Here is a 26085-nt window from a genome sequence, read left to right on the forward strand (position 1 = left end):
TTCGCTATTTTCACCTCGCGATAAAACGCAAGCGCAATCCGCCCGCAGGGCACAAGTATCCTGCGATTAGGCGCTGAGTTTGTGGGCCGGGGCTTTATGTGCAGTTGGGCTGTCGTTGAAATGGATCCTTTCCGACCCCGCCGGACGATAACCAACTCTTCGAGTTATTGGGTCTCGCTCTGCATGCCCCATGTTGCGGAAACCGTCACGTCGGTCATTGTTATCCGCATGATGTCTTCTGCAGAGGAGCGTCAAGTTCTTGAGATCCGTTGCTCCACCTGCTGCCCACGCATGGAGGTGGTGGACATCGCATTCGACCCAAGGGCGGTCACAGCCGGGATGGGTGCATACCAACTCCGAGGCCGCCAAGGCTATCTTTTGATAAAGGCTTGCGCTGCGCTTGCAGCGGCCCAATTCCAGCGGGAATTTCTTATCATCAACCACACCGATGAAATCGTGTGATGCCGCTCCAATACGTAGCAGGTCCAGCGGGGAGAGCTCCACGCCAGTGTTGGTGGCGAACCGGGTGGAAGAATCCATCTCTTCCAACTCGTTCAGCGTGGTGGTGATAAGCAAGGAACCCACACCACCAGTGCCGTGCTGATGTGATTCGAGATAGCTGTGGACGATGGCAGAAAGCTGGTCTGCCATTCTTTGGGAGTATGTGCGGGAATCTTCCTCTGCCGGAAGATTTGGCCCTCCCTGATGGCGAGCTGGGGCAAATGCGGCTTTTAGCATTGCTGCCGTGGCGGCATCGACGTATCCACTGATGAAGACGCCACCATCAGCATCTGGCTGGGAGATGCGCAAGCGACGCTTTTTAATAACTGCGTCTGCATCGGAGACTGATTTGTTTGCTGCACGAATGGCCTCGCGCAGCCAGGCTCGGAGCGCAGTATGTGACATCTCCCGAGACTTCTCCAAAGCGCGCTGGCTAAGCTCTTGCGGGCCAGGGAGCGCGCCCTCCGTGAGGTGCTCAAGTTCCTGTTCGATGAGTGCGATAGTGCGCGCGTGTGCGGCTTCTTCTTCAAGCATTTGCCGGCGGCGCTTTTCTGCGGCTTCCCGCTCCCGACGGGCGCGTTCACGGGTGGCGTCCTCACGCTTTTGTTCTGCCGTTTCGCTATCACTGCCCGTCGCGCTTGAATGGGCAGAAGCTGGCGCATCCGCGGCCGCTTCCTCCGAAAGCGGGGCAAAGAGCGATTGCCCGGTCTTTATGCGCGCCTGTGCCACCGGATAGGTCAGGCCCAAACGTGCGGTGAGATAGTCTTCCGGCTTGCTGGAGCCGACTGTACGGCCAGCGTCATCTCGGGCAGCAAGGAAGGCAAAGGCGGCATCGATGGTGGTCTTCTTTCCCATTGCGTTCTCGAGGTGCTCGAAAGCGGGATGCAAACGGCCGAAGTAGAGGTCTGCGGGTTCTTTCATAAGCTCCCGCAGTTCTGTTAGCGATGTGGCAATTTCGTTGACTGTGGAAATAATCGCTTCGTGTTTGTCTTGCATGGCGCCCCACCCCCTCGGCGTTTCGATTACATGTTCTATTTTATCCACATACAACGACCTGTCAAGGGTAAATTGGAAAATAAGTTCGAAATTTTGGGGGGTGGTGCTTAAGCCGGGAAGTGCGGCAATTTTTCTTGTTCCAGCCACTGCTCCAGCAGGTCATCGAGCGCGGCCGTATCTTCCGCGCGCTCGCGCAGCTTCGAAAGCAGGTCTTCCGGCGTAACCACGCCGTGGCGGCCTTCTGCCAGGTAGGAGCGCACGGCGTCGAAAAAGGCGGCGTCGCCAAGCAGCACGCGTACTGCATGTACCGTGAGCGCGCCGCGTTTGTACACGCGATCATCGAACATGTCTTGAGTGCCCGGATCTGCCAGCAACACATCCTGCGCCTTGCGAGCGAGCACGTTGTAGTGCGAACGCGCAGACTCATGCACCGCCCGGCCATGCGTGTGCTCCATCCACAACCACTCGCAGTAGCAGGCAAAACCCTCGTTGAGCCAAATATCCTTCCACTCGCTAAGGCCCACCGCATTGCCAAACCACTGGTGGGAAAGCTCGTGAGCGATGAGACGCTCGAAGGTAGGCGAGACATGGTTGGAGCCGAAAATCGAAAGGCCCTGGGCTTCCAGCGGGATTTCCAGCTCGTCCTCGGTGATGACCACCTGATATTCGTCAAACGGATAGGCGCCGAAGCAGGAAGAGAAGAAGTCCAGCATCTCCTGCTGCTGGGCAAAGACCACTTGGACAGGCATCTTGAGTGCTGGCGGAACCCAGGCGCGCACGTCGTCGCCAAGCCTGACCTCGCTAAACTCGCCTACCTGAACCGTAACCAGGTAAGTAGCCGTGGGGTGTTCGGTGCGGTAATGCCAGCGCGTCATCGAACCGCTGGCGGATTTGCGGGAAACCAGCTTTCCATTCGAAATCACGCGGAACGGATTATCTGCGGTGATCTTGATGTCAAAGGTGGTCTTCTCGCTCGGGGTATCGTCGCATGGGAACCAGCTCGGGGCGCCGTTGGGCTGGCTAGCTACTAGAGCGCCGGATTCGGTTTCCTCCCAGCCGAGTTCGCCCCACGGGGTGCGGATGGGGCGTGGGGAGCCGCCGTAGCGGATGTGTAGCTCGAACTCGGTTCCATCTGCGATGGTATCCGCGAAAGTCAGGCGCAGCTTGCCCACGGACTGGCGGAATTTCGCCACCCGCGGTGCGCCCTTGGCGGTGATGCGGCGGGCTACCATGGCGCCGCCGAGATCGAGCGTGAGCTTGTCGACGTCCTCTAGCACCCGGATATGCAGCACCGCTTCACCTTGCAAAAGGTTGGGCTCAACGCGGTAGGTAAGGTCCAGGTCATAATGGGTGACCTCATAACCTAAGTTGAACGCGACACCTGTGTAGCTATCGCGCTGTTCAGATAGTTGACCGGCGGTGGGTGCGACGTGCGAAAGGGCGGTGGAAAGCAGCTTCATAATGCTGCGATCCTACCGCCCTTTAAGGATGAAACCCTATTCGCGTTGAGGCCTTATAGGCCTATACGCCGAGAGCCGATGCAAATACGGGCCAGGACTTCTCGATGTCCTCGCGCCAGCCCGGCCAAGAGTGGGTGCCGGTATTGCGGAAGTTGAAGGTAGCCGGGATGTTCTGCTGGTCCAGCTTGGCCTTCAGGTTGTGGGTGCAGCTGTTAACCGCAGCCTCGATGATGCCGCCCTCGACCTGGAGCTGTGCGGATCCGACGAATGCGGCGGCCGGGTTCATGCCCTGTGCGGTGTAGTAAGAAGGCATATCGGTCTTGCCAGCCAGGCCGGAGGCAGACGAGACGTACAGAGCGGTGTCCTTCAGCTTGTGGGAATTCAGAAGGGCGTCATTGTGGCGGTTGTAGTCGCTGCCCATTGGGCCCCACATTTGCTCCGGCTGGCCGCCGCCACGGTTGACGGTCAGGCGCAGGAACTCATAAGGGAGCTGGGAGGAGGTTGCGGCACAGCCCGCGTAGGAGCCGGCTGCGTCGTAGAAGCCTGGATTGTGCTCTGCGAACAGCAGGGAAGAAGTAGCGGACATCGACATACCAGCCACTGCACGCTTGTCGGAAGCGCTGAGGCGCTGCTCGATTGGTCCTGGCAGCTCCTTGGTCAGGAAGGTCTCCCACTTCTGCGGGCCCTGCAGGTATTTACCGTTTGGCTCCTGCTCCCAGTCAGTGAAGTAGGAGAAAGCACCAGCCTGCGGAACGACGACATTGACGTTCTTCTCGTGGTAGAAGTCAACCGCGTCGGACAAGCTCAGCCAGTCAGAATCCTGCTCTGCAGATCCAGCGCCGTTGAGCAGGTAGATGGTTGGGCGGTTAGCGGCATTAGCCTTGATGACAGCCAGCGGGATATCGCGATCCATGGAAGGCGAATGGGCCAGCAGCTTCTCGACGCGGCCGTCATCCTTGTACTTCTTGTACCACTTGGTGCCTGCCACATCGGCAGGAACGGCGCTCGGGTCGATCTCAGTGATGGTGGACAGCGCGGTGTCACCTGCAATGGTTGCTGGTGCAACGGTAGCAGCACCAGCAGATGGTACAACGAGTGCGCCAGCAGCGATTGCGGCTGCGGCGATAATAGAGCTAATACGCTTCATTAACTTCTTTCCCAACGTGTCGAGAGTTTTAAGGAGAGCTTACTGTGCTGGCGCTGCTGGGTCTACCGGCAGGGAGTCAGCGGGGGCAGGCTGCTCAACATTAGGGATATCGGCGTCGTCAAGCTTTTCGTTAGCAAGTACTTCATCAGCATTGTTTGCCTCGGCGACGTGAGCCTCCGATTCTGGGGCGTTGAATGCCGTGCCGAAGACCTTCCAGGAAGCGTTGATGTCTTCCAACCAGCCCGGCCAGGAGTGGGTGCCGGTGTTGCGGAAGTTGAATGTAGCCGGCACGTCTTCGTGGTTGAGTTTTGCCTGCAAGTCATGGGTACAAGCGCTCATTGCGGCTTCGATGGCACCACCTTCAAACACGAGGGTGGAAGAAGACTTGGTCGAACCTAAATCGGTTGCGCCCGCGAGGCCGGAGCCGGCGGACACGTAGATGTCGGTGTCACCCAGGTTGTTCTTGGTCGCGTTGATGAGACCGTCGTTATAACGGTTGTACTCGCCACCCATTTCGCCCCACATCTGCTCTGGGGTAGCGCCGCCGCGGCCCAGGGTTAGCTGGAGGTAGAAGTGCGGCAGCGGCCTCGAGGTAGCGGCGCAGCCGGCGTAGGAGCCGACTGCGTCGTAGAAGCGTGGGTTGTGTTCAGCCAGCAGCAGTGAAGAGGTGGCGGACATGGACATGCCAGCGATGCCGCGCTGCCCGTTGCCGTTGATGTGATCCTCCAGCGGGCCAGGCAGCTCCTTGGTTAGGAAGGTCTCCCACTTCTGTGGGCCCTTAAGCCCGTACTTGCCGTCCGGTTCCTCGAGCCAATCGGTGTAGTAGCTGAATGCGCCGGCCTGCGGGATGACGACGTTGACATTGCGGTCTCCGTAGAAGTCATCGATGTCTTGAGTGCCCGGCTTTTCCGGATCTAGGTCGCGGCCAGCGGTGCTGACGATCCAATCCATGCCTTGGTCAGCGCCGCCTGCGCCGTTGAGCATGTATAGCGTCGGGCGTTGCGAATCGAATTTGCCGTCAGGGGTGATGACGGCGAGCGGGATTTCGCGGCCATTCATGGCAGGGGAAGAGGCCTGCATGGTGACGATTTTGGCGCGGTAGTCCGGGTACTTGTAAACGTAGCCGTACCACTTCAACTCGTCTGGCAACTTCGCCAGATCTAGGTCGAAGCTCAGCTCCTTGTACTTCGCGGCATCGAGAGTGCCGTCCGCTGCGGCTGCGCGGTAGGTTTCGATGCTTTCTCGGTATTCGTCTTCGGAGACCAAAAGGCCCTGAATGGAGGGATCTGCGTTAAGGACTTTCCAGGCGGAATCCTCGGTGATGGTGGAAGGGGTGGCGTCGCCTGCCACAGGGGCAGCAGGCACTTCAGATGCGGTGGCCGGAATGGTCGTACACCCCAAAATCAGCGCTGCAGAGGCAGCGACTTTGACCAATGAGTGGAGAGTCTTCATTTAGGTTTGCTTCCTTAGAGGGAGTCGGTAATGCGTGAGAGGGTACGCGCATTTTCGTTGACTATATTCCCTTGTGCCCTCGCCAAAGGCAAGAGGCAGGAAAGAGGGAGACAACGAGGGGGCTACAGTCAAACTATCAAGTAGCAAAAGTGAATGCTGGTGAACATGTGGCTTTTGTGTCATAATTTCGGCTGGAATTAGCGCACTGCGTAACGTATGTGCCTAAGATGCCGTTATAAAGAGTGCAATTTGCTCGCAGGAAACCATCCCCACCAGCAGGTTTCTTTCCGCCTCCCTGCATTTGTGCAGCAACAACAGAAAGTAAGACTTCATGAACGCTTTTGATTCCTTCATTGTCGCCATCAACAACGTCCTCGGCGCTTGGGTACACGCTGGCTCTTCCATGTCCTCCGAGGCTGCGCTGGGCATGGGTCTGTTCTAAGACACTGCTTCGGCTGAACCAATCTCCCTTTCCTACCTTGCTTTTAAGGCAGGAAAGGGAGATTTTTTAATTCCTGCGAGGGCTGCGTTTTCGCCTTAAGAAGTTAAAAGGCACTCAATCTTGGGGGAGAGTGAGACAGCGCGGATAATCTTCCGTATTCTTGTACGCGTGACTCAAGAACATTATGACGTTGTAGTACTCGGCGCGGGCCCAGGCGGCTACGTGTCCGCCATCCGCGCAGCCCAGCTTGGCAAGAAGGTTGCTGTCATTGAGAAGCAGTACTGGGGAGGTGTCTGCCTCAACGTTGGCTGTATTCCTTCCAAGGCGTTGCTGAAGAACGCCGAGGTAGCACACACCTTCAACCATGAGGCTAAGGCTTTCGGCATCTCTGGTGATGTCTCCTTCGACTTCGGTGTTGCTCACAAGCGCTCCCGCAAGGTCTCTGAAGGCATCGTCAAGGGTGTCCACTACCTGATGAAGAAGAACAAGATCACCGAGATCAACGGCCTTGGCTCCTTCAAAGACGCAAAGACCATCGAAATCACCGAGGGCGATGACAAGGGCAAGACCGTCACCTTCGAAAACTGCATCATCGCAACGGGCTCCGTCGTTCGTTCCCTCCCGGGCGTTGAAATCGGCGGCAACATCGTTTCTTACGAGGAGCAGATCCTCAAGGATGAAGCTCCGAAGTCCATGGTTATCGTGGGCGCCGGCGCAATCGGCATGGAGTTCGCATACGTTCTGGCTAACTACGGCGTGGACGTCACCATCGTCGAGTTCATGGACCGCGTCCTGCCGAACGAGGACAAGGACGTCTCCAAGGAGATTGCTAAGCAGTACAAGAAGCTTGGCGTGAAGCTGCTGACCGGCTTCAAGACCACCTCCATCAAGGACAATGGCAACGATGTCACCGTCGAGGTCGAGTCCAAGGACGGCTCCAAGACCGACACCCTGACCGTTGACCGCTGCATGGTCTCCATCGGCTTCGCACCGCGCGTTGAGGGCTTCGGCTTGGAAAACACCGGCGTTGAGCTCACCGAGCGCGGCGCTATCGCAATCGACGATTACATGCGCACCAATGTTCCGGGCATCTACGCAATTGGCGACGTCACGGCAAAGCTTCAGCTTGCACACGTTGCTGAGGCACAGGGCGTGGTTGCTGCTGAGGTTATCGCTGGCGCTGAGACCCAGCTACTGGGTGACTACATGAACATGCCGCGCGCTACCTTCTGCAACCCGCAGGTTGCTTCCTTCGGCTACACCGAGGAGCAGGCACGCGAGAAGTTTGCTGACCGTGACATCAAGGTCGCAACCTTCCCGTTCTCCGCAAACGGCAAGGCAGCGGGCCTCAACGAGACCGCCGGCTTCGTCAAGCTCATTGCTGACGGTGAGTTCGGTGAGCTCATTGGTGGACACATGGTTGGCTCCAACGTCTCCGAGCTTCTGCCGGAACTGACGCTGGCACAGCGCTTCGACCTCACCGCTGAGGAAATCGGACGCAATATCCACACCCACCCAACGCTTTCTGAGGCAATGAAGGAAGCTGCCGAGGGCATCGGCGGCCACATGATTAACCTCTAAGCGCTTTTCGCGTTAAGGCCCCCGCGAGGGGGCCTTTTCTGCATCTTCTGGCAAATACCCAGCCCTGGAAACACAGACCTGCTGGTGGCGATCCCGTGAGAACAAACGGGGATGCGAGTACGACCACGAGGTCTGGTTTTTCAGGGCTGGGTATTTGCGTTCCGGCAGCGAAGCGCGGCACCGCAAGCCCGGGATGTCGCGTGCTTAGTACGGCGCCACCGCGGAGCGATGGGCGTCGATTGTCAGCGTTTCGTTGATGGCGGGGAAGGCGCGCTGGGCGCAATTGGCACGCGGGCAGGTGCGGCATCCGTTGCCAATCGGGGTCGCAGCAGATAGGTCGCCCAGATCAAGGCCCTCGGCATATACCGTGCGGTCAGCATGACGAGCCTCGCAACCCAGGCCAATGGCGAAGAGCTTATTTGTATCGCCGTAGCGGCCCTGGTGGTGCTGAACCGAACGCGAAATCCACAGGTAGTTGCGCCCATCGGGCATCTGCGCGAGCTGGCGGGAGATAACTCCGGGGTTAGAGAAGGTCTCATAAATGTTCCACAGCGGGCAGGTACCGCCCGAGTTGGAGAAGTGGACGCCGGTGGCTGATTGACGTTTGGACATATTGCCGGCGCGGTCCACGCGGACGAACGTGAATGGAATGCCACGCTTGTTCGTGCGCTGCAGGGTAGAAAGGCGCGAAGCCACCGTTTCGTAGCCCACGCCAAAGGCCTGGCATAGGTATTCCAGGTCATAGCCCGATTGCTCTGCTTCAGAATGAATAGTGGTGTAAGGAAGGATTGTGGCTGCCGCAAAGTAGCTGGCGATGCCTCGCTTAGCAAGGTTGCGCGAGGCGTCGGAAGTGAAGGGCTCTTCGTCGACAAGGGAGTCGATGAGCTCGCCAGCTTCCAGAAATCCCAGCTCAGCAGCCATGCGGAAGGCGCGCTGCCCCTCTGAGAGGCGGCTGGCGAGGCGGAACGTTCCGCTTTCGCGGTCGAAACGGTGTAGCGTGCCATCCATTTGTGGCGTCGTTACGATCTCGACGCCGTGTTTGTCGCGCAGCCGCGCTGACAGGGCGGCCTCGGTATCGCGGATGCGGAATTGCGAAACGTCCAGCTCAGAAGCGAGCGTCTCAGCGTGAACGTCTAGGTCATCCAGGTAGTTTTGGCGCGCATAGAAGAAGTCGCGGACTTCGTCGTGTGGCATGGAAAGCGCCTGTGTGCCTGCGGAGCGGCGGGTATCGGTGGCAAGGGACAGTTTGTCGCGAACATTGCCGTAGCGGCGGTGAATCTCCACCAGCGTGCGGGCCACGGTGGGGTGGTTATAAACCAACTCGGACAATTCTTGCAGTTCAACGGGGGAGGGGCATAGCTCCTTGTCCTGGATGACATCCTGGATTTCAGCCAGTAGGCGGGAGTCATCATCGCGGGAGAAGAAGGTGGCGTCGACGCCAAATACCTCAGTAATGCGCAGCAGTACCGGTACAGTTAAAGGGCGGACGTCGTGTTCGATCTGATTGACATAGCTAGCCGAAAGCCCCAGCGTAGAGGCTAGAGAGGCTTGGCTTAGATCCCGTTCGCGCCGCAATTGGCGCAGGCGTGAACCCACGTAAGTCTTACTCATGTGAAAAAGATTACCGGCCCCTGCCATCCTGTAACAGGATTTTTGCAAAGACTGTGTGAAGGTTCTTAACCTCCCTGCGAATAGGGGTAAAAATGTGTGGAGTGTGGGCGGTGTGACTCCTGCGAAAGTTTGACACATAAAGGGGTGAGCTAGTCACTCCGAAAATTAGCTGTGACGAACCTCATAGACGCCTGGGAATTTCGCAACGTGAGTATTGCGTAAAAAGCAGCGTGCAAGGTAAACGGCTTTTCGAATACTCCGTTTTAGGCGATCCTTACCTAATGAAATTTCTACGGACTGCTTAGGCCCTTAAGAAGAGACTGCTTTGGCCCGAATTTGACTAGTTGCCAGCGGATAAGGCTGCGTAAGGTAATAGCGACTATGGAGGTGTCATGTCTGTAAAAAATCCTGACCGTGAGGCAATCGCTCACGGCCGCATCACTAACGAAACGATTCGTACTAAGCCTTCCGTACCCACCTGGGCACTGAAGATTACGATGGCCATCACCGGCCTGTTCTTTGCGCTTTTCGTAGTCGGCCACATGGCCGGCAACCTGAAGCTTTACTTGCCGGCGCACGACGGCGACGAAGCACTCGATATCTACGGCGAGTTCCTGCGTGATCTGGGCGCACCGCTCATCCCGCACGGCCACCTGCTGTGGATGATCCGCATTGTTTTGCTGGCTTGCGTTATTGCACATATTTACGGTGCATTCGCACTTACCGCTCGCTCCAAGCAGTCCCGCGGCAAATTCAAGCGCACCAATCTGATGGGTGGCCTCGACTCCTTTGCAACCAAGACCATGCTGGTCACCGGTGCAGTCCTGCTGCTGTTCATCGTCTTCCACCTGCTGGACCTCACCATGGGTGTGCAGCCGGTTGCGCCTGAGGCATTCGTGCACGGCGAGGTCAAGGCAAACATGATTGCCACCTTCAGCCGCTGGCCAGTCACCATCTTCTACGTTCTGGCGATGTGCTGCCTGTTCCTGCACCTGACCCACGGCATCCGTCTGGCTGCTTCTGACCTGGGTATCACCGGTGCGAAGTGGCGTCAGGTCTTCGTGATTCTGGCCTACATCATCCCGGCTGTAGTTTGCATCGCAAACATCGTTATGCCGCTGTCCGTCGCCCTGGGTTGGGTCAGCTAAAGGAGCTTTTTAAAAAATGACTAACACTGAACTCAAGCGCGAGCATCCGAAGTTCTCGCACCCGACGTCGATTGTCCCGGGCGTCACCGCAGGTCGCATCCTGGAGTCCCACGAGCCGCACGGCGTTCCGATGAAGGAAATGTGGAGCTACCAGAAGGATCATATGGATCTGGTCTCCCCGCTCAACCGCCGCAAGTTTGAGGTTGTCGTGGTCGGTACCGGCCTGGCCGCTGGCGCTGCTGCCGCAGCCCTCGGCGAGCTGGGCTACAACGTGAAGGTCTTTACCTACCACGATTCCCCACGTCGTGCGCACTCCATCGCTGCGCAGGGCGGCGTCAACTCCTCCCGCCACAAGAAGGTGGACAACGACTCTGCATACCGCCACACCAAGGACACCGTGAAGGGCGGCGACTACCGCTGCCGCGAGTCCGATTGCTGGCGCTTGGCTTATGAGTCCGTGCGCGTTATCGATCACATGAACGCCATCGGCGCACCTTTCGCCCGCGAGTACGGCGGCACCCTGGCAACCCGCTCCTTCGGTGGTGTTCAGGTTTCCCGTACCTACTACACCCGTGGTCAAACAGGTCAGCAGCTGCAGCTGTCCACCACCTCGGCGCTGTACCGCCAGATTGGCCTGGGCAACGTGGAGCTGTTCGCTCACCACGACATGCAGGACATCATCACCTACAACGACAATGGTGTGAAGCGCGCGGGCGGCATCGTTACCCGTAACCTGATTACCGGCGAGCTGAAGGCCTTCACCGGCCACGCAGTAATCCTCGGTACCGGCGGCTACGGCAACGTCTACCACATGTCCACCCTGGCTAAGAACTCCAATGCTGGCGCCATGATGCGTGCTTACGAGCACGGCGCATACCTGGCTTCCCCGGCATTCATCCAGTTCCACCCGACGGGTCTTCCGGTCAACTCCGAGTGGCAGTCTAAGACCATCCTCATGTCCGAGTCGCTGCGTAACGACGGCCGCATTTGGTCCCCGATCAAGGAAGGTGACGACCGCCCCGCCAACGAGATTCCGGAAGAAGAGCGCGACTACTTCCTAGAGCGCCGTTACCCGGCCTTCGGCAACCTCGTTCCGCGTGACGTTGCATCCCGTGCGATCTCCCAGCAGATCAACAAGGGCCTGGGCGTCGGACCGCTGCACAACTCCGTTTACCTGGACTTCCGCGATGCAATCCAGCGTCTGGGTAAGGACAAGATCCGTGAGCGTTACTCCAACCTCATCGAGATGTACGAAGAGGCAATCGGCGAGTCCGCATACGAGACCCCGATGCGTATCGCACCGACCTGCCACTTCACCATGGGTGGCCTGTGGACCGACTTCAACGAGATGACCGCTATCGACGGCCTGTTCGCCGCCGGTGAGTGCTCTTGGACCTACCACGGTGCGAACCGCCTGGGCGCTAACTCCCTGCTGTCCGCATCCGTCGACGGCTGGTTCACCTTGCCATTTACGGTTCCTAACTACCTGGCTAAGCACCTCGGTGAGGACAAGCTGGCTGAGGATTCGGCCGAGGCACAGAAGGCTGTTTCGCGCGCACAAGATCGCATCGACCGTCTGATGGGAGTGCGTGGCAATGACCCGCACGGCCCGGCTCACTACCACCGCCTGCTCGGTGAGATTCTCTACTGGGGCTGCGGCGTTTCCCGTAACGTCGAGGACCTCAAGGTCGCTATCCAGAAGATTCGCGATCTACGCGAGGAATTCTGGGCTAACGTCCGCATCACCGGCAACGCTAACGACATGAACCAGGTTCTCGAGTACGGTCTGCGCGTTGCTGACTACATCGACCTGGGCGAGCTCATGTGTGTTGACGCCCTGGACCGTGACGAGTCCTGTGGTGCGCACTTCCGTGACGACCACCTCTCCGAGGATGGCGAGGCTGAGCGTGACGATGAGAACTGGTGCTTCGTTTCTGCCTGGGAGCCAGGCGCAAACGCTGGCGAGTTCATCCGCCACGCAGAGCCGCTGTACTTTGATTCGATCCCGCTGATGACAAGGAACTACAAGTAATGAAACTGACACTTGAGATCTGGCGTCAAGCCGGACCGACGCAAGAAGGCAAGTTCGAGACCGTGCAGGTTGACGACGCCGCCGAGCAGATGTCCATCCTGGAGCTGCTCGACCACGTCAACGAGGGCATGGTCGAGGCTGGCAACGAGCCTTTCGCATTCGCATCCGACTGCCGTGAGGGCATCTGCGGCACCTGTGGTCTGCTGGTCAACGGCCGCCCACACGGCCCAGGCCAGAACACCCCGGCTTGCCAGCAGCGCCTGTTCCAGTTCAAGGACGGCGACAAGATCAAGCTGGAGCCATTCCGCTCTGCCGCATACCCGATTATCAAGGACATGATCGTGGACCGCTCCAAGCTGGACCACGTCATGGAGCAGGGTGGCTACGTCTCCATGGACGCCGGCACCGCTCCGGATGCCGATACCCTGCACCTCAACCACGAGACCGCCGAGTACTCCCTCGACCACGCTGCCTGCATCGGCTGCGGTGCCTGCGTGGCATCCTGCCCGAACGGTGCAGCTCACCTGTTCACCGGCGCGAAGCTGGTTCACCTTTCCCTCATGCCGCTGGGCAAGGAAGAGCGTGGCCGTCGTGCACGCAACATGGTCGATGACCTCGAGCAGAACTTCGGTCACTGCTCCCTTTACGGCGAATGCGCTGACGTCTGCCCAGCAGGCGTTCCGCTGACCGCTGTGTCCGCAGTTACCCGCGAACGTGCACGTGCTGCTTTCCGCGGCAAGGACGACTAAGATATAGTCATTCACAGGAATAACAGGAACGAGAGAAAGTTTCAGCCATGAGCGACAACACCCACGCAGTTGCTGATCACGCAAGTGAGACCTACCCGGAGTTTACCGGCAAGATCCAGGACTCTTACATTGAGGGATACGACCCAGTATCCTTCGGCGCACCGCACTCTTCTTTGCTGCGCACCTCCACCTGGGTCGGCATGGGCCTGATCCTTTCTCTGCTGCCGGCAGCCGGCACCCTGATTTGGGGCCTCGGCGCTGGTGCCTTCCAGTACGGCGTGGGCCAGGAAAGCTCCAAGATTTCCATCATCGTCGGTGCTGCCCTGCTCGTCGTCATTGCTGTCGCTTGCGTTGGTCTCATCCACTACGGTCGTCGTTACTATCGTCAGTACCGTTCTGAGACCGGTCGTATCAACTAAGCTGGTGCGAACTTAGCATTCCTGCCACAAGCGCCCCTAGCCATCCTCGATGGAGGCTAGGGGCGCTTTTCATTTGCCTATCTGCACCAGGGAAGAGGCCGCGCGCTGAATCCGTTAGTACAGTTATACGGAGCAACAAAAGGAGTCACAGCCAACATGAGCATTGCCGTACCAGGCCCCAATCCCGCCGACGTCGCCGAGCGTCGCCGCACGCTACGCAAGTACCAGTGGGGTGTCACCGGCCTTTTGATCTTGGCTGCCGTCATCTTCTTCGCATGTTCCTGGTGGCAGCATCAGGACGCGAATGCTCCGGCTTGGGTGGGGTTTGTGCGCGCGGGCGCGGAGGCCGGCATGGTCGGCGGCTTGGCTGACTGGTTCGCCGTTACCGCTATTTTCCGCCATCCCATGGGTATTCCGATTCCGCACACGGCGCTCATCCCAAAGAAGAAGGATCAGGTCGGCGAGGCCTTGAGCACCTTCGTGGAGGAGCAGTTCCTCACCCCGGATGCCCTCTCGGCGAAGATTTCGGAAAACAACATTCCCGAAAAGGCCGGCGCCTGGTTGGCCCAGGAGCCTAACTCGCAGCTAGCCGCGCACAAGGCAGCCGATATTCTGGCACGCGCTGTCAATAGTTTCGATTCCGCCGAGGCCGAGGACCTCATCCGCACCCAAATCCTCGACCGCATGCTGGAGCCCGAGTGGGGCCCTCCGGTGGGACGCTTGCTGGAAGGCTACATCGCCGACGGCAAAGCAGAGCCGCTTGTTGACGACCTCATTGACTGGGCGCATGCCAAAGTCCTCACCCTTGAAAACGAAGTCATCGAGCTTGTCGACGAAAAGATGCCGGCTTGGCTTCCCCGCTTCGCCCGCGGCATGGCCGGTGACAAGGTTTACGTCGCCATCGTGGAGTGCGCCTCCGAGGTCAAGTATGACAAGAACCATGCCGTGCGGCAGTCTATCCGTCGCAACCTGGAGTTGTTTGCACGGCGCCTGCAGGATGACCCCGAGATGGTCGCCCGCGTTGAGGGCATCAAGCAGGAGATGATGAACTCCGAGCAGGTACAAGCTATGCCGGAGGCGGCGTGGGAGGCCTTTAGGGCGGGCGTCGCCAAGCAGGCGAGCGAACCGCAATCCTTCCTGCGCACCAAGATTGCGGCCGAAGCTCAGAATTTCGGCGTGCGCATTCAGCAGGAGCCGCGTTTTCGTGACAAGGCGAATGAAATCGTGGATAAGGCCGCGCGTTGGGCGGCGGAGAATTTCGCCGGCGACATCATCAGCATCATCCCTGAGACCATCAAGCGCTGGGACGCCACCGAAGCCGCCGAAAATATCGAGCTTTTGGTGGGCAAGGATCTGCAATTTATCCGCCTGAATGGCACGGTTGTGGGAACGCTGGCAGGATTGGTTATCTACACCGTAAATCACCTCGTCTTTGGTGCTTAAAGGAGAAAAATAATGGCTAATTCCTTCGTTAATTCTTTGAAGACCGCAGGCGCCTCCGGCTTTGAGGCCGCCAAGGATTTTTCTGGCCGCGTGAAGGCGGAGCACGCGCAGCAGCCGAAACCGGAAGGCTCTTTCCTCGACAAGGTCACCGGCACCGCCCGCGGCCTTGGAAAAAGCGTCAGCAACGCCGCCGGCGAGGTGCGTGACTCCGAGGCTTTTGCCCGCGCCTGCAAGGACTTTAATGCGGCCTACGAGGAAGGCCGCGAGGGCGTCGAGAATGCGATTGCCAGCGTGAAGGAAAAGCGCTCCGGCTCTACCTCGGCAAACGGCAACATCATCGACGGCGAGGTCATTGCAGAAGGCGAAGAGAATCCGTTTGGCCCGGCCCGCTAGGCTGGGATACCTATGGACATCATCATTTACCTTCTCAACCACGCAGCTGGGTGGTTCTTTACCTTCTTGAGCATCTTCGCCATTGTTGGCGCCATCCTCGCCGCCACCACTCGCGAGGATGCCTACCGCGCCGGTGACCGCAAGAGCAAGTGGACCTGGGTGGGCATGCTGGCAGCTTCCGCGCTGGCGCTGAACTTGCCGTTTTCTTTCCTGCCGTGGATTGGCGCAGTCGTGACCGGCGTCTATTGGTTCGACGTCCGCCCGCAGCTCAAGGCCATCGTCAACGGCGACTACAGCTACTAAGATGCGCAATCTCTTAAACGCCGCTCTCGACGACGTCCGCGCCGCCGCGCAGCCGGATGAGGCCGTGCTCGTCGCGCCCACGCACGTGCTTGCCGCACAGGGCGCCGCCCACGTGGTCACCGTCGCCGGCTATCCCACCGGCCGCCACCATAGCCTCATCAAGGCCTCCGAGGCGCGCCTGGCGGTGCAGTCTGGCGCCGCGGAGGTATGGGTCGCGGTAGACGCCCTGCTTGGCGACGCCACCAGCCTGCTCACCGATCTCATCACCGTCCGCGAGGCCTGCCCGCAGCCGGCCCAGCTTGGGCTTATCCTTCCCGCGAGCGAGAATGCTCTCACCGCGGCGCAAGCTGCGACGCAGGCGGGCTTCGATAAACTCATCTATTCCTCGCCTGCCCAAGCCGAGCAATTACAAGAAAAGCTCGCGGGCCAGCCGGCAGGTTTGTTGCCTGCCGAGGTCTGGCCCGCGAGCTAGCCTAAGTGAAAACGCCTTTTAGCGGCCTTGTTGCGCGGGTGCTGGGGCGCCTTCCTTCGCGCCTTTGCCCGCCGCATTGGCGGCGCTGCCCAGCTCGCTCATCGGCACGTCCTGGCCAGTGATGGTGAGGTTGAGCTCGCCGTCAGCCACATCCACTTCGTCGACGCTCAAGCCCTCGCCGATGAACTGATCCTTCATGCCCTTCTGCAGCGCAGTAGAGATGGCGTCGGTTGCTTCCTTCGGCAAGTCGAAGCCCAGCAGGGAGGCGTTCTTTGCCGTGATCGACAGGTTGCCGTCCTGCGCCTTCGGCTCCAACGCGAGATTGGCGAGGCCGCCGGCGAACTCGACGTCGAGAAGATTCTCGGCGTCGTTAGCCGTGATGTTGGTGACCACCAAGTTGCCGACCTGTTCGCTACCGGACTCGTCTGCGATGCCCTTCTGGAAGGTGGCCAACAGGTAATCATCTGGAACCTTGGTGGAAGCTCGGAGGGAGCCTGCCACCGGGTCATCGGACAGCGTCATGTCTTCGATGTGGACGTTGGTAGCCGGCTGGCCCTTGATCTCGGTGCCGTCGATCTGCAGCGTGGACGGCGTTTCCATGTTCATTTCGCTGAGCTTGCCACCGAATAGTCCAAGCAGGATAGGAGTGGTGCCGAAGCTAATGTTCGGATCCTCCTGGGACTCAATTCCTTGGTCCTTGGCGGCCTGGGCGAACTGGTCTTTCATTTGGTTGCCCATGAACCAGCGCAGGCCGAACTCCGCCAGCAAAATGAGAACGAGGAATGCCACGAGCACTCCGATGAGTATTTTCCAAGCCAGAGACGTCTTCTTTTGAGCCATACCTACCAGTGTTACTTATGTGAACTCACAGCGCCAATGAGGGCAACCTGCTTCACAGCTTTGGCGCAACGACTTCCCAGTTAACGCTCAAGACGCTATCGCGCATTCTCCTGCGCACCGGATGCACGGGCAGCCCCGCATCAATCATCGCCTGTTGCGCCATTCGCCAGCGCACACGAGGCCCGTGGGGAGCCCACCCCGCGGCGTGATCCCATGCGCGGTCGGCGGCCTGCAAAAGCTCATGAATCGGCTCGCCCGGAATGTTGCGGTGGATAAGTATCTTGGGCAGGCGTTCCGCTAAGTCAGAGGGACGCTCCACGTTGAAGGGATCCCATGCCAAATGCAGGCTCTGCGGGCCTTCGCGGTTGAGCAGGATCCAGGTGGATAGCCTGCCCAGCTCATCGCAGGTGCCTTCCACGAAGAAACCACCAGGGGCCAAGCGCGAGGTAACCTCTTCCCATGCCTCGGGAACCTGGGAGACATCGTATTGGCGCAGCACATTGAAAGCACGCACCAGCTGCGGGCGATACCCCGCCAGCTCGAAGCCTCCCAGCTCGAAGGTCACGCCGTCGCGAGGCGGCAGCACGCGCTCCGGCGCAATCTCCAGGCCGGTCACCCGCACACGGGGATTGACCCGCCGCAGCCAGCCCGCCCATTCCACGGTGGTGAAATGGGACGCGCCATAGCCGACGTCGAGAGCCAGCGGCTCCTCCACGGACCGCAGCAAAGCCGTGATGGAGGGGTGTGCGGCGACCCACCTATCGCAGCGACGAAGCCTGTTTTGATTGGTGGTACCGCGGGTAATAACGCCGAAAGGCCGACCCGCACTCGCGCTTGCGCGCAGGTTATGTGCGTGATCGGCCATTTCTGTTAAAAGTAGCGTTTAGAGGTTGTCAGCGATCCACTGCTCGGTCAGCTTGCCCTCGTTATTGAAGAGCTCACCTAGGGCATCGGCAACTTTCGGCTCGATGGCAGCGCCCATCATCGGGATCTTCACGGAGATCTCGTTGACGTAGGACAGGGTGGTGGTATCACCCTCGCCGGTCAGGGCGATGTCGCCGCCGAAGTCAACAGGGGTTCCCTTGACGTCTGCGGTGTATTTAACATCGGCAGCATTGCCGTTGAGCTCACCAATGGTGACGACACGCTTGACCTTCAGGTCCTGAGAAACCATGGCGCGGACAGCTTCAGGCAGCAGGGTGGTTGGCAGCACCTCGAAGAGGATGGCTACGTTGTTGGTGAAATCATGAACCTGGCCCGGATCCGGAGAAAGGTTAGCAACAATGTGCTCCCAGTAACCCTGCGTGAGCAGCGCCTGGTGAACCTTTTCGATGGGCTGATTGATCGTTACGGTGTTTTCGCTACGGGTTGACATGCTTTACAGACTACCTTGGTAGACGTGCTTGATGAATTTATGACCCAGAAGCTCTCCGCGATCGACGGCCTCGTCCTCGACACGGAGACCACCTTCGCAGACCTGACCACCCTGCGCGTAGGCGGCAAACCTGAGCTGTGTTTGCGGGCCACGCTTGCCGACGCCGCCATTTCCGCTGTCAAGGCACTGGATCAAGCTTCTATTCCTTTCGTCGTGGTGGGCGGCGGTTCTAATCTCTTGGTCGCCGATGAGGGCATCGATGTCGTAGCACTCGTCCTCGACTTCGCTGAGGTGAGCGTGGACGCGGAGACTGGCGTGGTCCGCGCGGAAGCCGGCGCGAACTGGGACGAAGTGGTTGCCGCTTCCGTGGAGGCGGGCCTCGGCGGCATCGAGTGCCTGTCCGGAATCCCGGGAACCGCGGGCGCTGTGCCGGTACAAAACGTGGGTGCGTATGGCGCAGAAATCTCGGACGTGCTTAACCGCGTGCGCCTGTATACCCGCGAGACCGGTGCCGATGAGTGGGTTCCCGCCTCCGACCTGGACCTGGCTTATCGCTACTCCAACCTGAAGTTCACCCACCGTGCAGTCGTGCTCGAGGTGGAACTGCAGCTTTCTACGGATGGGCTTTCCAAGCCGCTGCGCTTTGGCCAGCTCACACAGACCCCGGGCGAGCGCCGTCCCGTCGCGGAGGTGCGCTCGCAGGTGCTGCAGCTGCGCCGCGGCAAGGGCATGGTCTTGGACCCAACCGACAACGACACTTGGTCCGCCGGCTCCTTCTTTACCAATCCCATCGTGGACTCTGCGGTTGCCGATAACATCCAGGAAATCGTGCGCACCGAACGCGGCGCCGAGGACGCAGACCGCATGCCGCGCCACGCCGTCCTCGCAGGCTCGGACGGCGAGGAAATAAAGCTCTCGGCCGCCTGGCTCATCGAGCGCGCCGGGTTCGCCAAGGGCTATCCGGGTGCTGGTCCGGCTACCTTGTCCACGAAGCACACTCTCGCGCTGACGAACCGTGGGGCCGCGACGGCCTCCGACATCGTGGCGTTGGCGCGCGAGATTCGCGCGGGCGTCGCCAAGCGCTTCGGCGTAGAGCTCGTGCCGGAGCCGGTCTGGATTGGGGTGTCCATTTAGGGCGTCCTGCCCCAGGACGTACCGCTGTGTGAAAATACGGCCTTCCAATTGCGCGAATTGGAGGGCCTATTTACATTGAGAGGTATCCGTGTGCTTGGGGGAGCACGCACACTTGGGGGAAGTAGAGGATGCTGCAACCAATTCGGGGGAAACACTCGCGCACCATTGACCGTCTCGTGGCGAAGGGCAAAGCCGTGCGCATCACGCCGGGCCTGGCGTTGCCGCGCCAACCCACCCCGCGCGAACTCGCGGGGATTTTGAACGAGCGTTATCCTGGCACCGTGCTGGATGGAGGCTCGGCCGTTGCGGTCTATACAGAGCGCAAGCTGGAGTTTCCGCTGCAGCTCATGGCGGCACGTCACGCTCGCACCTGCGCGTATTTCTCCACGCGGCGCGCCATGCCCAAGGGCCCATATATGGTCAACGGCCTAAACGCGTGCAATCCGCTGCAAGCGCTGGAGATGGTGGAAGAAGACAAAGCCATCGAGTTCTTGGAGCGTTTCTGCAACGGCAAGGATGGCCACCAACGGCTGGCCTTTTATAAGGAGGATTTCCAGCGCTTTCCCGCGCGCACGCGGCGGATTATGCAGCGTAGCGTCATCGGCAGTGATAGCAAATACGAGCGTCTTCTCACCCAAGCCCTTGCCGATGCCTGCCTCACAGTGGACAACAACCAACGCATCGGGCCGTATTACTGGGATATCGTGCTGGCCAAGGAGAAGGTCGCAATCGAGATAGATGGCTACGAGTACCACAAAGGTGAGCGCATCCAGCGTTTCGAGCTGGACCGCCAGAAGCTCAACGACGCAGTGCAGCGCGGGTGGAGGCCGCTGCATTTCACGGCGGGGATGATTGAGCATCATCTGCAGGTTGCAGTCGACCAGGTCATCGCCGTGGCCCGCGGGGGAGGGCAGTTGCTGCCGCCAGCGTGGAAGTGGCATCACTATTTCCGCTACGAGAACGCGCGGTGGTGAGCGCTGTGCTCTCGGCACCGTACTTCTGTGTGTATTTAGCGCAGGAAATCGGGCCGGTTTGAGGAGGTTATTTACACAGGGAGGTACACGCACATGAGGGAAGCAGCTACGGTGGTGTCCATGATCGCGCTTGGCTGTACTTCAATGACTCCGCACTCCTATCCCGATTCCCCGCGTCGCGCCGAGATGGTCGATGTCCTGCGTGGCGCGGTGGAGGCAGGCGTAGAGCTCTTCGACACCTCTGAAATCCAGGGGCCCTTCACGGGCGAAGAAATGCTTGGCGACGCCCTGGGCAACCGCGCCCGCGTCCTCACCAAGTTCGGATGGGAGATTAAGGAAGGAAAGCCCACCGGCGCTTTGAACTCGCGCCCGGAGGTTATTCGCGCGAGCGCCCATGGCTCGTTACGCCGGCTAAAACGGGAGCGCTTGGACGTGTATATGCAGCATCGCGTGGACCAAGACGTGCCCATTGAGGAAGTAGCGGGCACAGTAAAAGAACTTATCGATGCAGGTGACGTGGCCGCATTCGGACTGTGTGAGGCAAGCCCGGAGACCATTCGCCGCGCGAACAAGGTCTGCCCGGTGACGTATCTGGAGTATGAATACTCCATCTTCAGCCGCGACGTAGAAGAAGAAATCATCCCGCTAGCCCGCGAATTGGGCGCGGAGTTTATGGCCTACTCACCGCTGGCGAAGGGGCTTTTGGCAGGCCGCAGCGAGCCAGATGATGATTCTTCCTCGCCGCGTTTGCACTCTGCGAACTTCGCGGCCAACAAGCAGCTGGCGCAGGAAGTGGCGGCAGCAGTGTCTGACCGCAACGTCTCCGAGATAGCGCTGGGCTGGTTGCTGGCCAAGGACGTGGTGCCGATTGCCGGTTCGACGAACCTCGCACGGATCAAAGAAAACCTCGCAGTCACTGCGCTGAGCGCGCAGGAGTGCGAGGCCGTTGACGAGGTACTAAGCCGAAAGCCCGTGCAGGGCGCGCGGTTGACGCAACAGCATGAAGGCTTCGTGGATAAGGGCCGTAGATAAGGCCCGCGGATAAAGGTTAGGCCATAACCTCGAGCCACTCGTCCTTCTTGGACAAGAACTCGCGGGCGGCTGCCTGTGCGCCTTCGAGGGAGTGGCTGGCGCCCCAGCCGCATTGGCGCTCGTTGGCGGCGGGAACCTCGGTGGCGTTGAGGATATCCTCGAGGCCGTGCTCGAGTGCGTTGAGCAGCTCCTCTTGCTCCATGCCGTTGGTGATGGCATAAAAGCCGGTCTGGCAGCCCATCGGCGCAAAACCGATGAGTTTATCGGTGTAATCGCGCATAAAGTTGGCCATCATGTGCTCGATGGAGTGCACAGTGGGCATTTCGAGGTGAGCCTCATTGGGCTGGCAGAAGCGCAGGTCGTACTTGATAATCTCTGCGCCGCCTCCCAGCGGGGTACGGCCGGCCACGCGGACATAAGGGGCCTTGACGTTGCGGTGGTCCAGCTCGAAGGATTCAACATTGCTGCGTTCAGTCATATATAACAGCCTAGTATCTACTTGGCGTGCCACGGGTGTCACTTCTCTGGCAGCTAGCTGAATGTGCTTAGTCTGGCGAAATGAGCCAGCAGGAGCCTTCCAAGATTCTTCCCCCGCACAGCACTGAGGTGCTGGACATCGACCAAACGGAGAGAAACCCGCTCTCGCGTAAAAACCGCCTGCGCAAGGAGAGCTGGGGTCTTGTGCTGCGTCGGACATGGTCGGACTATTTCCTTGAGGGGCTGGGCGACCGCGGCGCGGCGATGACCTATTTCACGCTTATGGCTTTTGCCCCGACCGTCCTGGCCGTTTATTCGATTGCCACTTTGCTTTTTGCCAATCGGAAGCAAGAGGTGGAGCAGCTGACTGAGCAGCTCATTCAAGATTATCTGCCGCAGGACGTTTCGGCGCAGGCTACGGACATCGTGAATACCATCGTTGGCTCGAGTGCAAAGGGCACCATAGCGCTGGTTTTATCCGTGCTGGTTTCCTTGTTCTCGGCCTCTGGTTACGTCCGCGCTTTTTCGCGCACCGCCAACATGGTCTATGGCCGCGTGGAGGGCCGCGGGCTGTTGCGTACCTGGGCGATGATGTGGGTTCTCACCATCTTCTTGGTGGTCGGCGCGGTGATTTTGGTCTTTGCTAACCTGCTGCGCGATACCGTCATCACTGGGCTTATTGAACCCGTCTCGCGTCCGCTGCATCTAGAATCCGCCGTGGACTTCTTGCTGCGCATTTTCCTTCCGGTGTGGAACTGGCTGCGCTTTCCGGTGACGGTCGTGATGGTCATGGTGCTGATTGCGGTTCTCTATCACTATGCCCCGAACGTGCGTTCACCGCGGTTCCGTTGGATCACCTTGGGCTCTGTGGTGACGCTGCTTGTCAACGTCGTGGTGTGGTGGCTCTTCGGCCTCTACCTGAGGCATTTTGCAGGCGTGAGCGCCTATGGCGCGCTGAGCACCGTGCTGGCTTTGTTCGTTGCACTCTGGATTATGAATACCGTGCTGATCTTGGGGCTCAAGCTCGACGCCGAGGTTCTGCGGGCGAAGGAGCTGCAGATAGGCCTCGAGTCGCAGCACTACATCCAGGCAGCGCCGCGTTCTGACGTCGCCGCGCGCGCCCAGGCCAAGACCCAGAAAAACCTTGAGGCGCGAGGCGACGCCATCCTCAGACACGGTGCTGAGGACGGCGGCGACGCCGAGGACTAAACCGCGGGGTAGATGCCGTCCTGGCCGAGGCGGGCGGCTTCGACGTCATCGTCAACAACGCCGGCATCGCTCCGCAGATCCCGCTCGAGGACATCACCGAAGAAGAAGTCGACAAGATCTTCAACGTCAACTACAAGGGTGTCCTGTGGGGCACGCAGGCTGCGGCCAAGAAGTTCAAGGAGCTCGGTCACGGCGGCAAGATCATCAACGCCACCTCCCAGGCCGGCATCAAGGGCAACAAGGGCATTCCACTCTACAGCTCCCCCAAGTTCGCCGTGCGCGGCCTGACCCAGGTCACCGCCCGTGACCTTGCGGACGACGGCATCACCGTCAACGCCTACGCGCCGGGTATCGTAAAGACTCCGCTCATGAAGGGTCTTGCTGAGGAACTCGCAGAAAACGCTGGCAAGCCCGCCGAGGTGGGGCTGGGAGCAGTTCACCAAGGACACTTCCTTGGGACGCCTTTCCGAGTCTGAGGATGTTGCCAAGATCATCGGCTTCCTCGCTGGTTCCGACTCTGACTACATCACCGGCCAGACCATCATCGTCGACGGCGGCATGGTCTTCCACTAAAACGCAGGTCGACTATCAGTGAAATGATCGTTGGAAAACTTAGGTGCGCTGACATGACATGTGCTGTTCGCCAGAGCTTGGTGATGAGGGCGAAAGTAGGGCAGCCGCGTCCGGGGAGGATAGACCTAGCGAAGCGTATGAGACGAGAGGATTAGAGACCGCTCTAGCGCCATAGCCCCCTGCTCAAATAGTTCCACTGCTTGTTCACGCTGAGCCTGGCTTAACTTGCTGCTGGATGCATAGAAAAACTCCCCACAATCTGGTTTCTGATTTTCAGTCCGGATTATGGGGAGTAGTTCACTTTGACACCTTTACGGTTAAAGCTGCGGAAAGCCCGCACCGCAGTAGGGGGCGCGGGATCTGGAAATTTCATGCATATTTTGTTTGCCGAGGGTGTGCTGCGGCTCTGAATTCTTTAGAGCCATTCAGCGCCGGGTAAGCGACCGCCCGTGACGAAATATATGATCTTGATAACACCCCAAATTATCCAAGCGAACAGTAGAGGGGATAATCCGGAAAGAATAGAGAATGCAACCAGCAACCACGATTGGCTTTTGTATGCAAGGACTCCAGCTGCTACACCTATGGGTACGGTAATGATGAAATACGGCATGGTCCCTTCCGGAAAAATGGAAGGAAAAAGATACGGGAACGCAATCGCAGTTGTTGAGAGTAAAGCTGAGAGAAGTTTACTTAACTTTAGGCTCTTGTTGCTTTTGTGCCTGTTCATTTCTTTCTCCTTCCCGGACCGTTGGGGATCCACTATGCTAATGGATTGCACAGGGCGGAATTGAAATATGTAGCAATAGCAAGGGCCATCGCGTTTTCTCCGACTCCATTGAATTTGCCCCGGTTTTTACGAATTCCTTGAACCAGCTCCCTGTCGCATGAGCAAGCGAAGTATCCTCGCGAGCCATAGCATTTATCATGCTTTTGGCAGAGAGAGTCGAGAGTATTGATTGGGGCACCCGGACCACTGTGCCCTGGGCCGCACCAGTTTCCATACCCAGGCATGTCGCGCGTTTCAAGGCTGTATATCATGACCTCGTTATTGTCGGCTACGCGGTTGAGGTTTTCTCCTGCGACGAGTAAATAATGCGACGCATTTTCTTCTTTGGCTTTTTCGGTGTCGAAATGGCGTTGTCCGTCCGCCCGATATACGAGGTAGTGAGACAGTGTGGCCATCGCAGTATCAAAATCTGTTGACTCTGATACCTCGCTTGCAGGGATTGCTAAAGCTTGATTGCCAACTAAGTTTTTGTCTTGCGTGCTATCAGCTGGGGATGCGGCGGATACTGTTGGGGTGGTCTCCAGAGCAAAACTTCCGGTGGGGGTAGCGAATATTGTTGCGGCTACAACAAGAACGGGAAAGACTTTTTGGAATGTATTCTTCAACTTCATTTCCTTAATTCTCTTGTCAATCTGGTTTTGTTGAGGAAATTACTGAAGAATTCAAGAGATGGCAATACTTTTACCCAAATTTTCATGAACTTTTGTCTTGTAGTGTGTTGCTTTATCGTTCCAGCAGCCGTTCGATGAGCTGTACCGTGGCGCGATACCACCAAAACCCAATCGCGAAATGCTCCATCATGATCACCTTGTTTGGGTCATTGCTGTGTCGAATATCAAACTTATATGGGACCTTGCACGTTGGAAGGGGGCGGCTTCGCCGTTAGTGAGCAGATGGGTCTTCAACAATTGTCTCTTATCCCCAAGAATGTACGCCAGGTTTGTGCAGGCCGCTCGTTTGTCAGCGGTCGTAGCGTCTCGCTTGCGATAGAGGCGTAGCGCTGTATCCATGCGACTTTGTGAATCCTGACTGTTTAGTCGCCATGAATCCTCTACGAGGGGTTGGTACGGAACATTCGTGTCATCGAAGGCCTTATTGATCAGCGATCCGGTGAAACAGCGGGTTGCGATTGCATTGAGAGAACCGACCTAGCTTATGGCCCCAGTAGAGATTGGGGCTGATTATCGTGTTTACAACTTGCGCTCTTCGGCATTGGAAAACCTCTTGCACAAGGTATTTGTGGTCGTGCGGTTGAAGGTGTCTCAGGTTGGGATCGATGGGCGCACCTACAATCCACATGAGTGGTTCGTCGCGCTGCTTCCGGTGATCAATCAAGCGATTCAGATGATTCAGACTGGCGATATCGTTTCCGTCGTTTATGACCCTGAGAAGCAAAAGTTGGTCGAGCGTTAGCTGAAACGTAGCCGTCAATCATCACTTTGGTGTCGGCGTGCGGCAGGCGGCGGCCTTGACCGGACGGCCAGCGGCCCCCAGGTCGAGCGGCGAACGCAGCCACACCAGGTTCTTCGCCT

The 26085-nt window shown here is 58.7% G+C and carries 27 protein-coding genes; 16 read left to right on the forward strand and 11 right to left on the reverse strand.

The window, feature by feature from the left end; genetic code table 11:
• Positions 1 to 66 precede the first annotated feature (66 nt).
• The 4 genes from HMPREF3155_RS02440 to HMPREF3155_RS02455 form a co-directional block, all read right to left on the reverse strand.
• Positions 67 to 1497 carry an HNH endonuclease signature motif containing protein gene (locus tag HMPREF3155_RS02440; protein ID WP_070432504.1) on the reverse strand — a complete coding sequence of 477 codons (1431 nt, stop codon included), beginning with the start codon at positions 1495 to 1497 and terminating at the stop codon, positions 67 to 69.
• Positions 1498 to 1604: 107 nt separating this feature from the next.
• The gene (locus tag HMPREF3155_RS02445) at positions 1605 to 2957 is read right to left on the reverse strand and encodes a M1 family metallopeptidase (RefSeq protein ID WP_070432505.1); all 1353 of its coding nucleotides are present in this window, start codon (positions 2955 to 2957) and stop codon (positions 1605 to 1607) included.
• Between the two features lie 61 nt (positions 2958 to 3018).
• Entirely contained in the window at positions 3019 to 4104 is a 1086-nt protein-coding gene (locus HMPREF3155_RS02450) for an alpha/beta hydrolase (RefSeq protein WP_049146103.1), read from the reverse strand.
• A gap of 39 nt (positions 4105 to 4143) precedes the next feature.
• Positions 4144 to 5556, reverse strand: a complete 1413-nt coding sequence (locus HMPREF3155_RS02455; protein ID WP_049146104.1) for an alpha/beta hydrolase — start codon at positions 5554 to 5556, stop codon at positions 4144 to 4146.
• Between the two features lie 610 nt (positions 5557 to 6166).
• On the opposite strand from HMPREF3155_RS02455, the gene lpdA reads away from it, so the two are divergent.
• Complete coding sequence (gene lpdA / locus HMPREF3155_RS02460; protein ID WP_061920262.1) at positions 6167 to 7579, forward strand: dihydrolipoyl dehydrogenase; 1413 nt, start codon at positions 6167 to 6169, stop codon at positions 7577 to 7579.
• A 204-nt stretch (positions 7580 to 7783) separates the two neighbouring features.
• Here lpdA and ramB read toward each other — a convergent pair whose 3' ends face one another.
• Positions 7784 to 9190 carry an acetate metabolism transcriptional regulator RamB gene (gene ramB, locus HMPREF3155_RS02465; RefSeq protein WP_061920264.1) on the reverse strand — a complete coding sequence of 469 codons (1407 nt, stop codon included), beginning with the start codon at positions 9188 to 9190 and terminating at the stop codon, positions 7784 to 7786.
• A gap of 392 nt (positions 9191 to 9582) precedes the next feature.
• On the opposite strand from ramB, the gene HMPREF3155_RS02470 reads away from it, so the two are divergent.
• The 8 genes from HMPREF3155_RS02470 to HMPREF3155_RS02505 all read left to right on the forward strand — a co-directional run bounded on the left by HMPREF3155_RS02470 (position 9583) and on the right by HMPREF3155_RS02505 (position 16149).
• Positions 9583 to 10338, forward strand: a complete 756-nt coding sequence (locus HMPREF3155_RS02470; protein ID WP_070432506.1) for a succinate dehydrogenase cytochrome b subunit — start codon at positions 9583 to 9585, stop codon at positions 10336 to 10338.
• Between the two features lie 16 nt (positions 10339 to 10354).
• Positions 10355 to 12370 (forward strand): fumarate reductase/succinate dehydrogenase flavoprotein subunit, encoded by a 2016-nt coding sequence (locus HMPREF3155_RS02475; protein ID WP_070432507.1) that lies wholly within the window; start codon positions 10355 to 10357, stop codon positions 12368 to 12370.
• Positions 12370 to 13119 (forward strand): succinate dehydrogenase/fumarate reductase iron-sulfur subunit, encoded by a 750-nt coding sequence (locus tag HMPREF3155_RS02480; protein WP_070432508.1) that lies wholly within the window; start codon positions 12370 to 12372, stop codon positions 13117 to 13119. Before HMPREF3155_RS02475 ends, HMPREF3155_RS02480 begins: the two co-directional genes overlap by 1 nt.
• A 47-nt stretch (positions 13120 to 13166) precedes the next feature.
• Positions 13167 to 13538 (forward strand): hypothetical protein, encoded by a 372-nt coding sequence (locus HMPREF3155_RS02485; protein WP_061920272.1) that lies wholly within the window; start codon positions 13167 to 13169, stop codon positions 13536 to 13538.
• Positions 13539 to 13694: 156 nt separating this feature from the next.
• A complete protein-coding gene (locus tag HMPREF3155_RS02490) occupies positions 13695 to 14981 on the forward strand; it encodes a DUF445 domain-containing protein (protein WP_070432509.1) in 1287 nt (428 codons plus the stop codon).
• A 12-nt stretch (positions 14982 to 14993) separates the two neighbouring features.
• Positions 14994 to 15374: a hypothetical protein gene (locus HMPREF3155_RS02495; protein WP_070432510.1), complete on the forward strand. Its 381-nt coding sequence runs from the start codon at positions 14994 to 14996 to the stop codon at positions 15372 to 15374.
• A 12-nt stretch (positions 15375 to 15386) separates the two neighbouring features.
• Complete coding sequence (locus tag HMPREF3155_RS02500) at positions 15387 to 15677, forward strand: DUF2516 family protein (protein WP_061920279.1); 291 nt, start codon at positions 15387 to 15389, stop codon at positions 15675 to 15677.
• 1 nt (position 15678) lies between these two features.
• Positions 15679 to 16149, forward strand: coding sequence for a hypothetical protein (locus HMPREF3155_RS02505; RefSeq protein ID WP_061920281.1), 471 nt, complete (start codon positions 15679 to 15681; stop codon positions 16147 to 16149).
• Between the two features lie 18 nt (positions 16150 to 16167).
• On the opposite strand, the gene HMPREF3155_RS02510 is transcribed toward HMPREF3155_RS02505, so the two are convergent.
• From HMPREF3155_RS02510 to HMPREF3155_RS02520, 3 genes are read right to left on the reverse strand one after another with little or no spacing between them, the layout of a single operon-like run.
• Complete coding sequence (locus HMPREF3155_RS02510) at positions 16168 to 16989, reverse strand: LmeA family phospholipid-binding protein (protein ID WP_061920283.1); 822 nt, start codon at positions 16987 to 16989, stop codon at positions 16168 to 16170.
• Positions 16990 to 17041: 52 nt separating this feature from the next.
• Positions 17042 to 17854, reverse strand: a complete 813-nt coding sequence (locus tag HMPREF3155_RS02515; RefSeq protein ID WP_061920285.1) for a class I SAM-dependent methyltransferase — start codon at positions 17852 to 17854, stop codon at positions 17042 to 17044.
• An 18-nt stretch (positions 17855 to 17872) separates the two neighbouring features.
• Positions 17873 to 18364 carry a DUF2505 domain-containing protein gene (locus tag HMPREF3155_RS02520; protein ID WP_061920287.1) on the reverse strand — a complete coding sequence of 164 codons (492 nt, stop codon included), beginning with the start codon at positions 18362 to 18364 and terminating at the stop codon, positions 17873 to 17875.
• A gap of 24 nt (positions 18365 to 18388) precedes the next feature.
• Between HMPREF3155_RS02520 and HMPREF3155_RS02525 the strand changes: the two genes are divergently transcribed.
• The 3 genes from HMPREF3155_RS02525 to HMPREF3155_RS02535 all read left to right on the forward strand — a co-directional run bounded on the left by HMPREF3155_RS02525 (position 18389) and on the right by HMPREF3155_RS02535 (position 21504).
• Positions 18389 to 19498 (forward strand): UDP-N-acetylmuramate dehydrogenase, encoded by a 1110-nt coding sequence (locus tag HMPREF3155_RS02525; RefSeq protein WP_070432511.1) that lies wholly within the window; start codon positions 18389 to 18391, stop codon positions 19496 to 19498.
• A 128-nt stretch (positions 19499 to 19626) separates the two neighbouring features.
• Positions 19627 to 20472, forward strand: coding sequence for a PDDEXK family nuclease (locus HMPREF3155_RS02530; protein WP_083281224.1), 846 nt, complete (start codon positions 19627 to 19629; stop codon positions 20470 to 20472).
• 93 nt (positions 20473 to 20565) lie between these two features.
• Positions 20566 to 21504 (forward strand): aldo/keto reductase, encoded by a 939-nt coding sequence (locus tag HMPREF3155_RS02535; protein ID WP_070432512.1) that lies wholly within the window; start codon positions 20566 to 20568, stop codon positions 21502 to 21504.
• A gap of 16 nt (positions 21505 to 21520) precedes the next feature.
• On the opposite strand, the gene HMPREF3155_RS02540 is transcribed toward HMPREF3155_RS02535, so the two are convergent.
• The gene (locus HMPREF3155_RS02540) at positions 21521 to 21982 is read right to left on the reverse strand and encodes an S-ribosylhomocysteine lyase (RefSeq protein WP_061920295.1); all 462 of its coding nucleotides are present in this window, start codon (positions 21980 to 21982) and stop codon (positions 21521 to 21523) included.
• Between the two features lie 80 nt (positions 21983 to 22062).
• Here HMPREF3155_RS02540 and HMPREF3155_RS02545 point away from each other — a divergent pair, with 80 nt between their 5' ends.
• The 3 genes from HMPREF3155_RS02545 to HMPREF3155_RS13375 are packed head-to-tail and all read left to right on the forward strand — an operon-like array spanning position 22063 to position 23763.
• Positions 22063 to 23190 (forward strand): YihY/virulence factor BrkB family protein, encoded by a 1128-nt coding sequence (locus HMPREF3155_RS02545; protein WP_070432513.1) that lies wholly within the window; start codon positions 22063 to 22065, stop codon positions 23188 to 23190.
• 47 nt (positions 23191 to 23237) lie between these two features.
• Complete coding sequence (locus HMPREF3155_RS12505) at positions 23238 to 23666, forward strand: SDR family NAD(P)-dependent oxidoreductase (RefSeq protein WP_235591345.1); 429 nt, start codon at positions 23238 to 23240, stop codon at positions 23664 to 23666.
• Positions 23644 to 23763, forward strand: a complete 120-nt coding sequence (locus HMPREF3155_RS13375) for an SDR family oxidoreductase (protein ID WP_160330552.1) — start codon at positions 23644 to 23646, stop codon at positions 23761 to 23763. Before HMPREF3155_RS12505 ends, HMPREF3155_RS13375 begins: the two co-directional genes overlap by 23 nt.
• 415 nt (positions 23764 to 24178) lie before the next feature.
• On the opposite strand, the gene HMPREF3155_RS02555 is transcribed toward HMPREF3155_RS13375, so the two are convergent.
• Positions 24179 to 24493: a hypothetical protein gene (locus tag HMPREF3155_RS02555; RefSeq protein WP_062042456.1), complete on the reverse strand. Its 315-nt coding sequence runs from the start codon at positions 24491 to 24493 to the stop codon at positions 24179 to 24181.
• Positions 24494 to 24525: 32 nt separating this feature from the next.
• Positions 24526 to 25164 (reverse strand): phospholipase A2 family protein, encoded by a 639-nt coding sequence (locus HMPREF3155_RS13110; protein ID WP_201040627.1) that lies wholly within the window; start codon positions 25162 to 25164, stop codon positions 24526 to 24528.
• A 544-nt stretch (positions 25165 to 25708) separates the two neighbouring features.
• Between HMPREF3155_RS13110 and HMPREF3155_RS02570 the strand changes: the two genes are divergently transcribed.
• Positions 25709 to 25966 (forward strand): hypothetical protein, encoded by a 258-nt coding sequence (locus tag HMPREF3155_RS02570; RefSeq protein WP_061920320.1) that lies wholly within the window; start codon positions 25709 to 25711, stop codon positions 25964 to 25966.
• The last annotated feature ends 119 nt before the right edge of the window (positions 25967 to 26085 follow it).

It is taken from the genome of Corynebacterium sp. HMSC06D04 (assembly GCF_001807315.1).
GTDB classification, from domain to species: Bacteria; Actinomycetota; Actinomycetes; order Mycobacteriales; family Mycobacteriaceae; genus Corynebacterium; species Corynebacterium simulans.

Coding starts and splice junctions, on each gene's coding strand:
- HMPREF3155_RS02440 (WP_070432504.1), bottom strand. CDS start 1,497: ATGCAAGACAAACACGAAGCGATTATTTCCACAGTCAACGAAATTGCC.
- HMPREF3155_RS02445 (WP_070432505.1), bottom strand. CDS start 2,957: ATGAAGCTGCTTTCCACCGCCCTTTCGCACGTCGCACCCACCGCCGGT.
- HMPREF3155_RS02450 (WP_049146103.1), bottom strand. CDS start 4,104: ATGAAGCGTATTAGCTCTATTATCGCCGCAGCCGCAATCGCTGCTGGC.
- HMPREF3155_RS02455 (WP_049146104.1), bottom strand. CDS start 5,556: ATGAAGACTCTCCACTCATTGGTCAAAGTCGCTGCCTCTGCAGCGCTG.
- ramB (WP_061920264.1), bottom strand. CDS start 9,190: ATGAGTAAGACTTACGTGGGTTCACGCCTGCGCCAATTGCGGCGCGAA.
- HMPREF3155_RS02470 (WP_070432506.1), top strand. CDS start 9,583: ATGTCTGTAAAAAATCCTGACCGTGAGGCAATCGCTCACGGCCGCATC.
- HMPREF3155_RS02475 (WP_070432507.1), top strand. CDS start 10,355: ATGACTAACACTGAACTCAAGCGCGAGCATCCGAAGTTCTCGCACCCG.
- HMPREF3155_RS02480 (WP_070432508.1), top strand. CDS start 12,370: ATGAAACTGACACTTGAGATCTGGCGTCAAGCCGGACCGACGCAAGAA.
- HMPREF3155_RS02485 (WP_061920272.1), top strand. CDS start 13,167: ATGAGCGACAACACCCACGCAGTTGCTGATCACGCAAGTGAGACCTAC.
- HMPREF3155_RS02490 (WP_070432509.1), top strand. CDS start 13,695: ATGAGCATTGCCGTACCAGGCCCCAATCCCGCCGACGTCGCCGAGCGT.
- HMPREF3155_RS02495 (WP_070432510.1), top strand. CDS start 14,994: ATGGCTAATTCCTTCGTTAATTCTTTGAAGACCGCAGGCGCCTCCGGC.
- HMPREF3155_RS02500 (WP_061920279.1), top strand. CDS start 15,387: ATGGACATCATCATTTACCTTCTCAACCACGCAGCTGGGTGGTTCTTT.
- HMPREF3155_RS02505 (WP_061920281.1), top strand. CDS start 15,679: ATGCGCAATCTCTTAAACGCCGCTCTCGACGACGTCCGCGCCGCCGCG.
- HMPREF3155_RS02510 (WP_061920283.1), bottom strand. CDS start 16,989: ATGGCTCAAAAGAAGACGTCTCTGGCTTGGAAAATACTCATCGGAGTG.
- HMPREF3155_RS02515 (WP_061920285.1), bottom strand. CDS start 17,854: ATGGCCGATCACGCACATAACCTGCGCGCAAGCGCGAGTGCGGGTCGG.
- HMPREF3155_RS02520 (WP_061920287.1), bottom strand. CDS start 18,364: ATGTCAACCCGTAGCGAAAACACCGTAACGATCAATCAGCCCATCGAA.
- HMPREF3155_RS02530 (WP_083281224.1), top strand. CDS start 19,627: ATGCTGCAACCAATTCGGGGGAAACACTCGCGCACCATTGACCGTCTC.
- HMPREF3155_RS02535 (WP_070432512.1), top strand. CDS start 20,566: ATGAGGGAAGCAGCTACGGTGGTGTCCATGATCGCGCTTGGCTGTACT.
- HMPREF3155_RS02540 (WP_061920295.1), bottom strand. CDS start 21,982: ATGACTGAACGCAGCAATGTTGAATCCTTCGAGCTGGACCACCGCAAC.
- HMPREF3155_RS02545 (WP_070432513.1), top strand. CDS start 22,063: ATGAGCCAGCAGGAGCCTTCCAAGATTCTTCCCCCGCACAGCACTGAG.
- HMPREF3155_RS02555 (WP_062042456.1), bottom strand. CDS start 24,493: ATGAACAGGCACAAAAGCAACAAGAGCCTAAAGTTAAGTAAACTTCTC.
- HMPREF3155_RS13110 (WP_201040627.1), bottom strand. CDS start 25,164: ATGAAGTTGAAGAATACATTCCAAAAAGTCTTTCCCGTTCTTGTTGTA.
- HMPREF3155_RS02570 (WP_061920320.1), top strand. CDS start 25,709: ATGGCCCCAGTAGAGATTGGGGCTGATTATCGTGTTTACAACTTGCGC.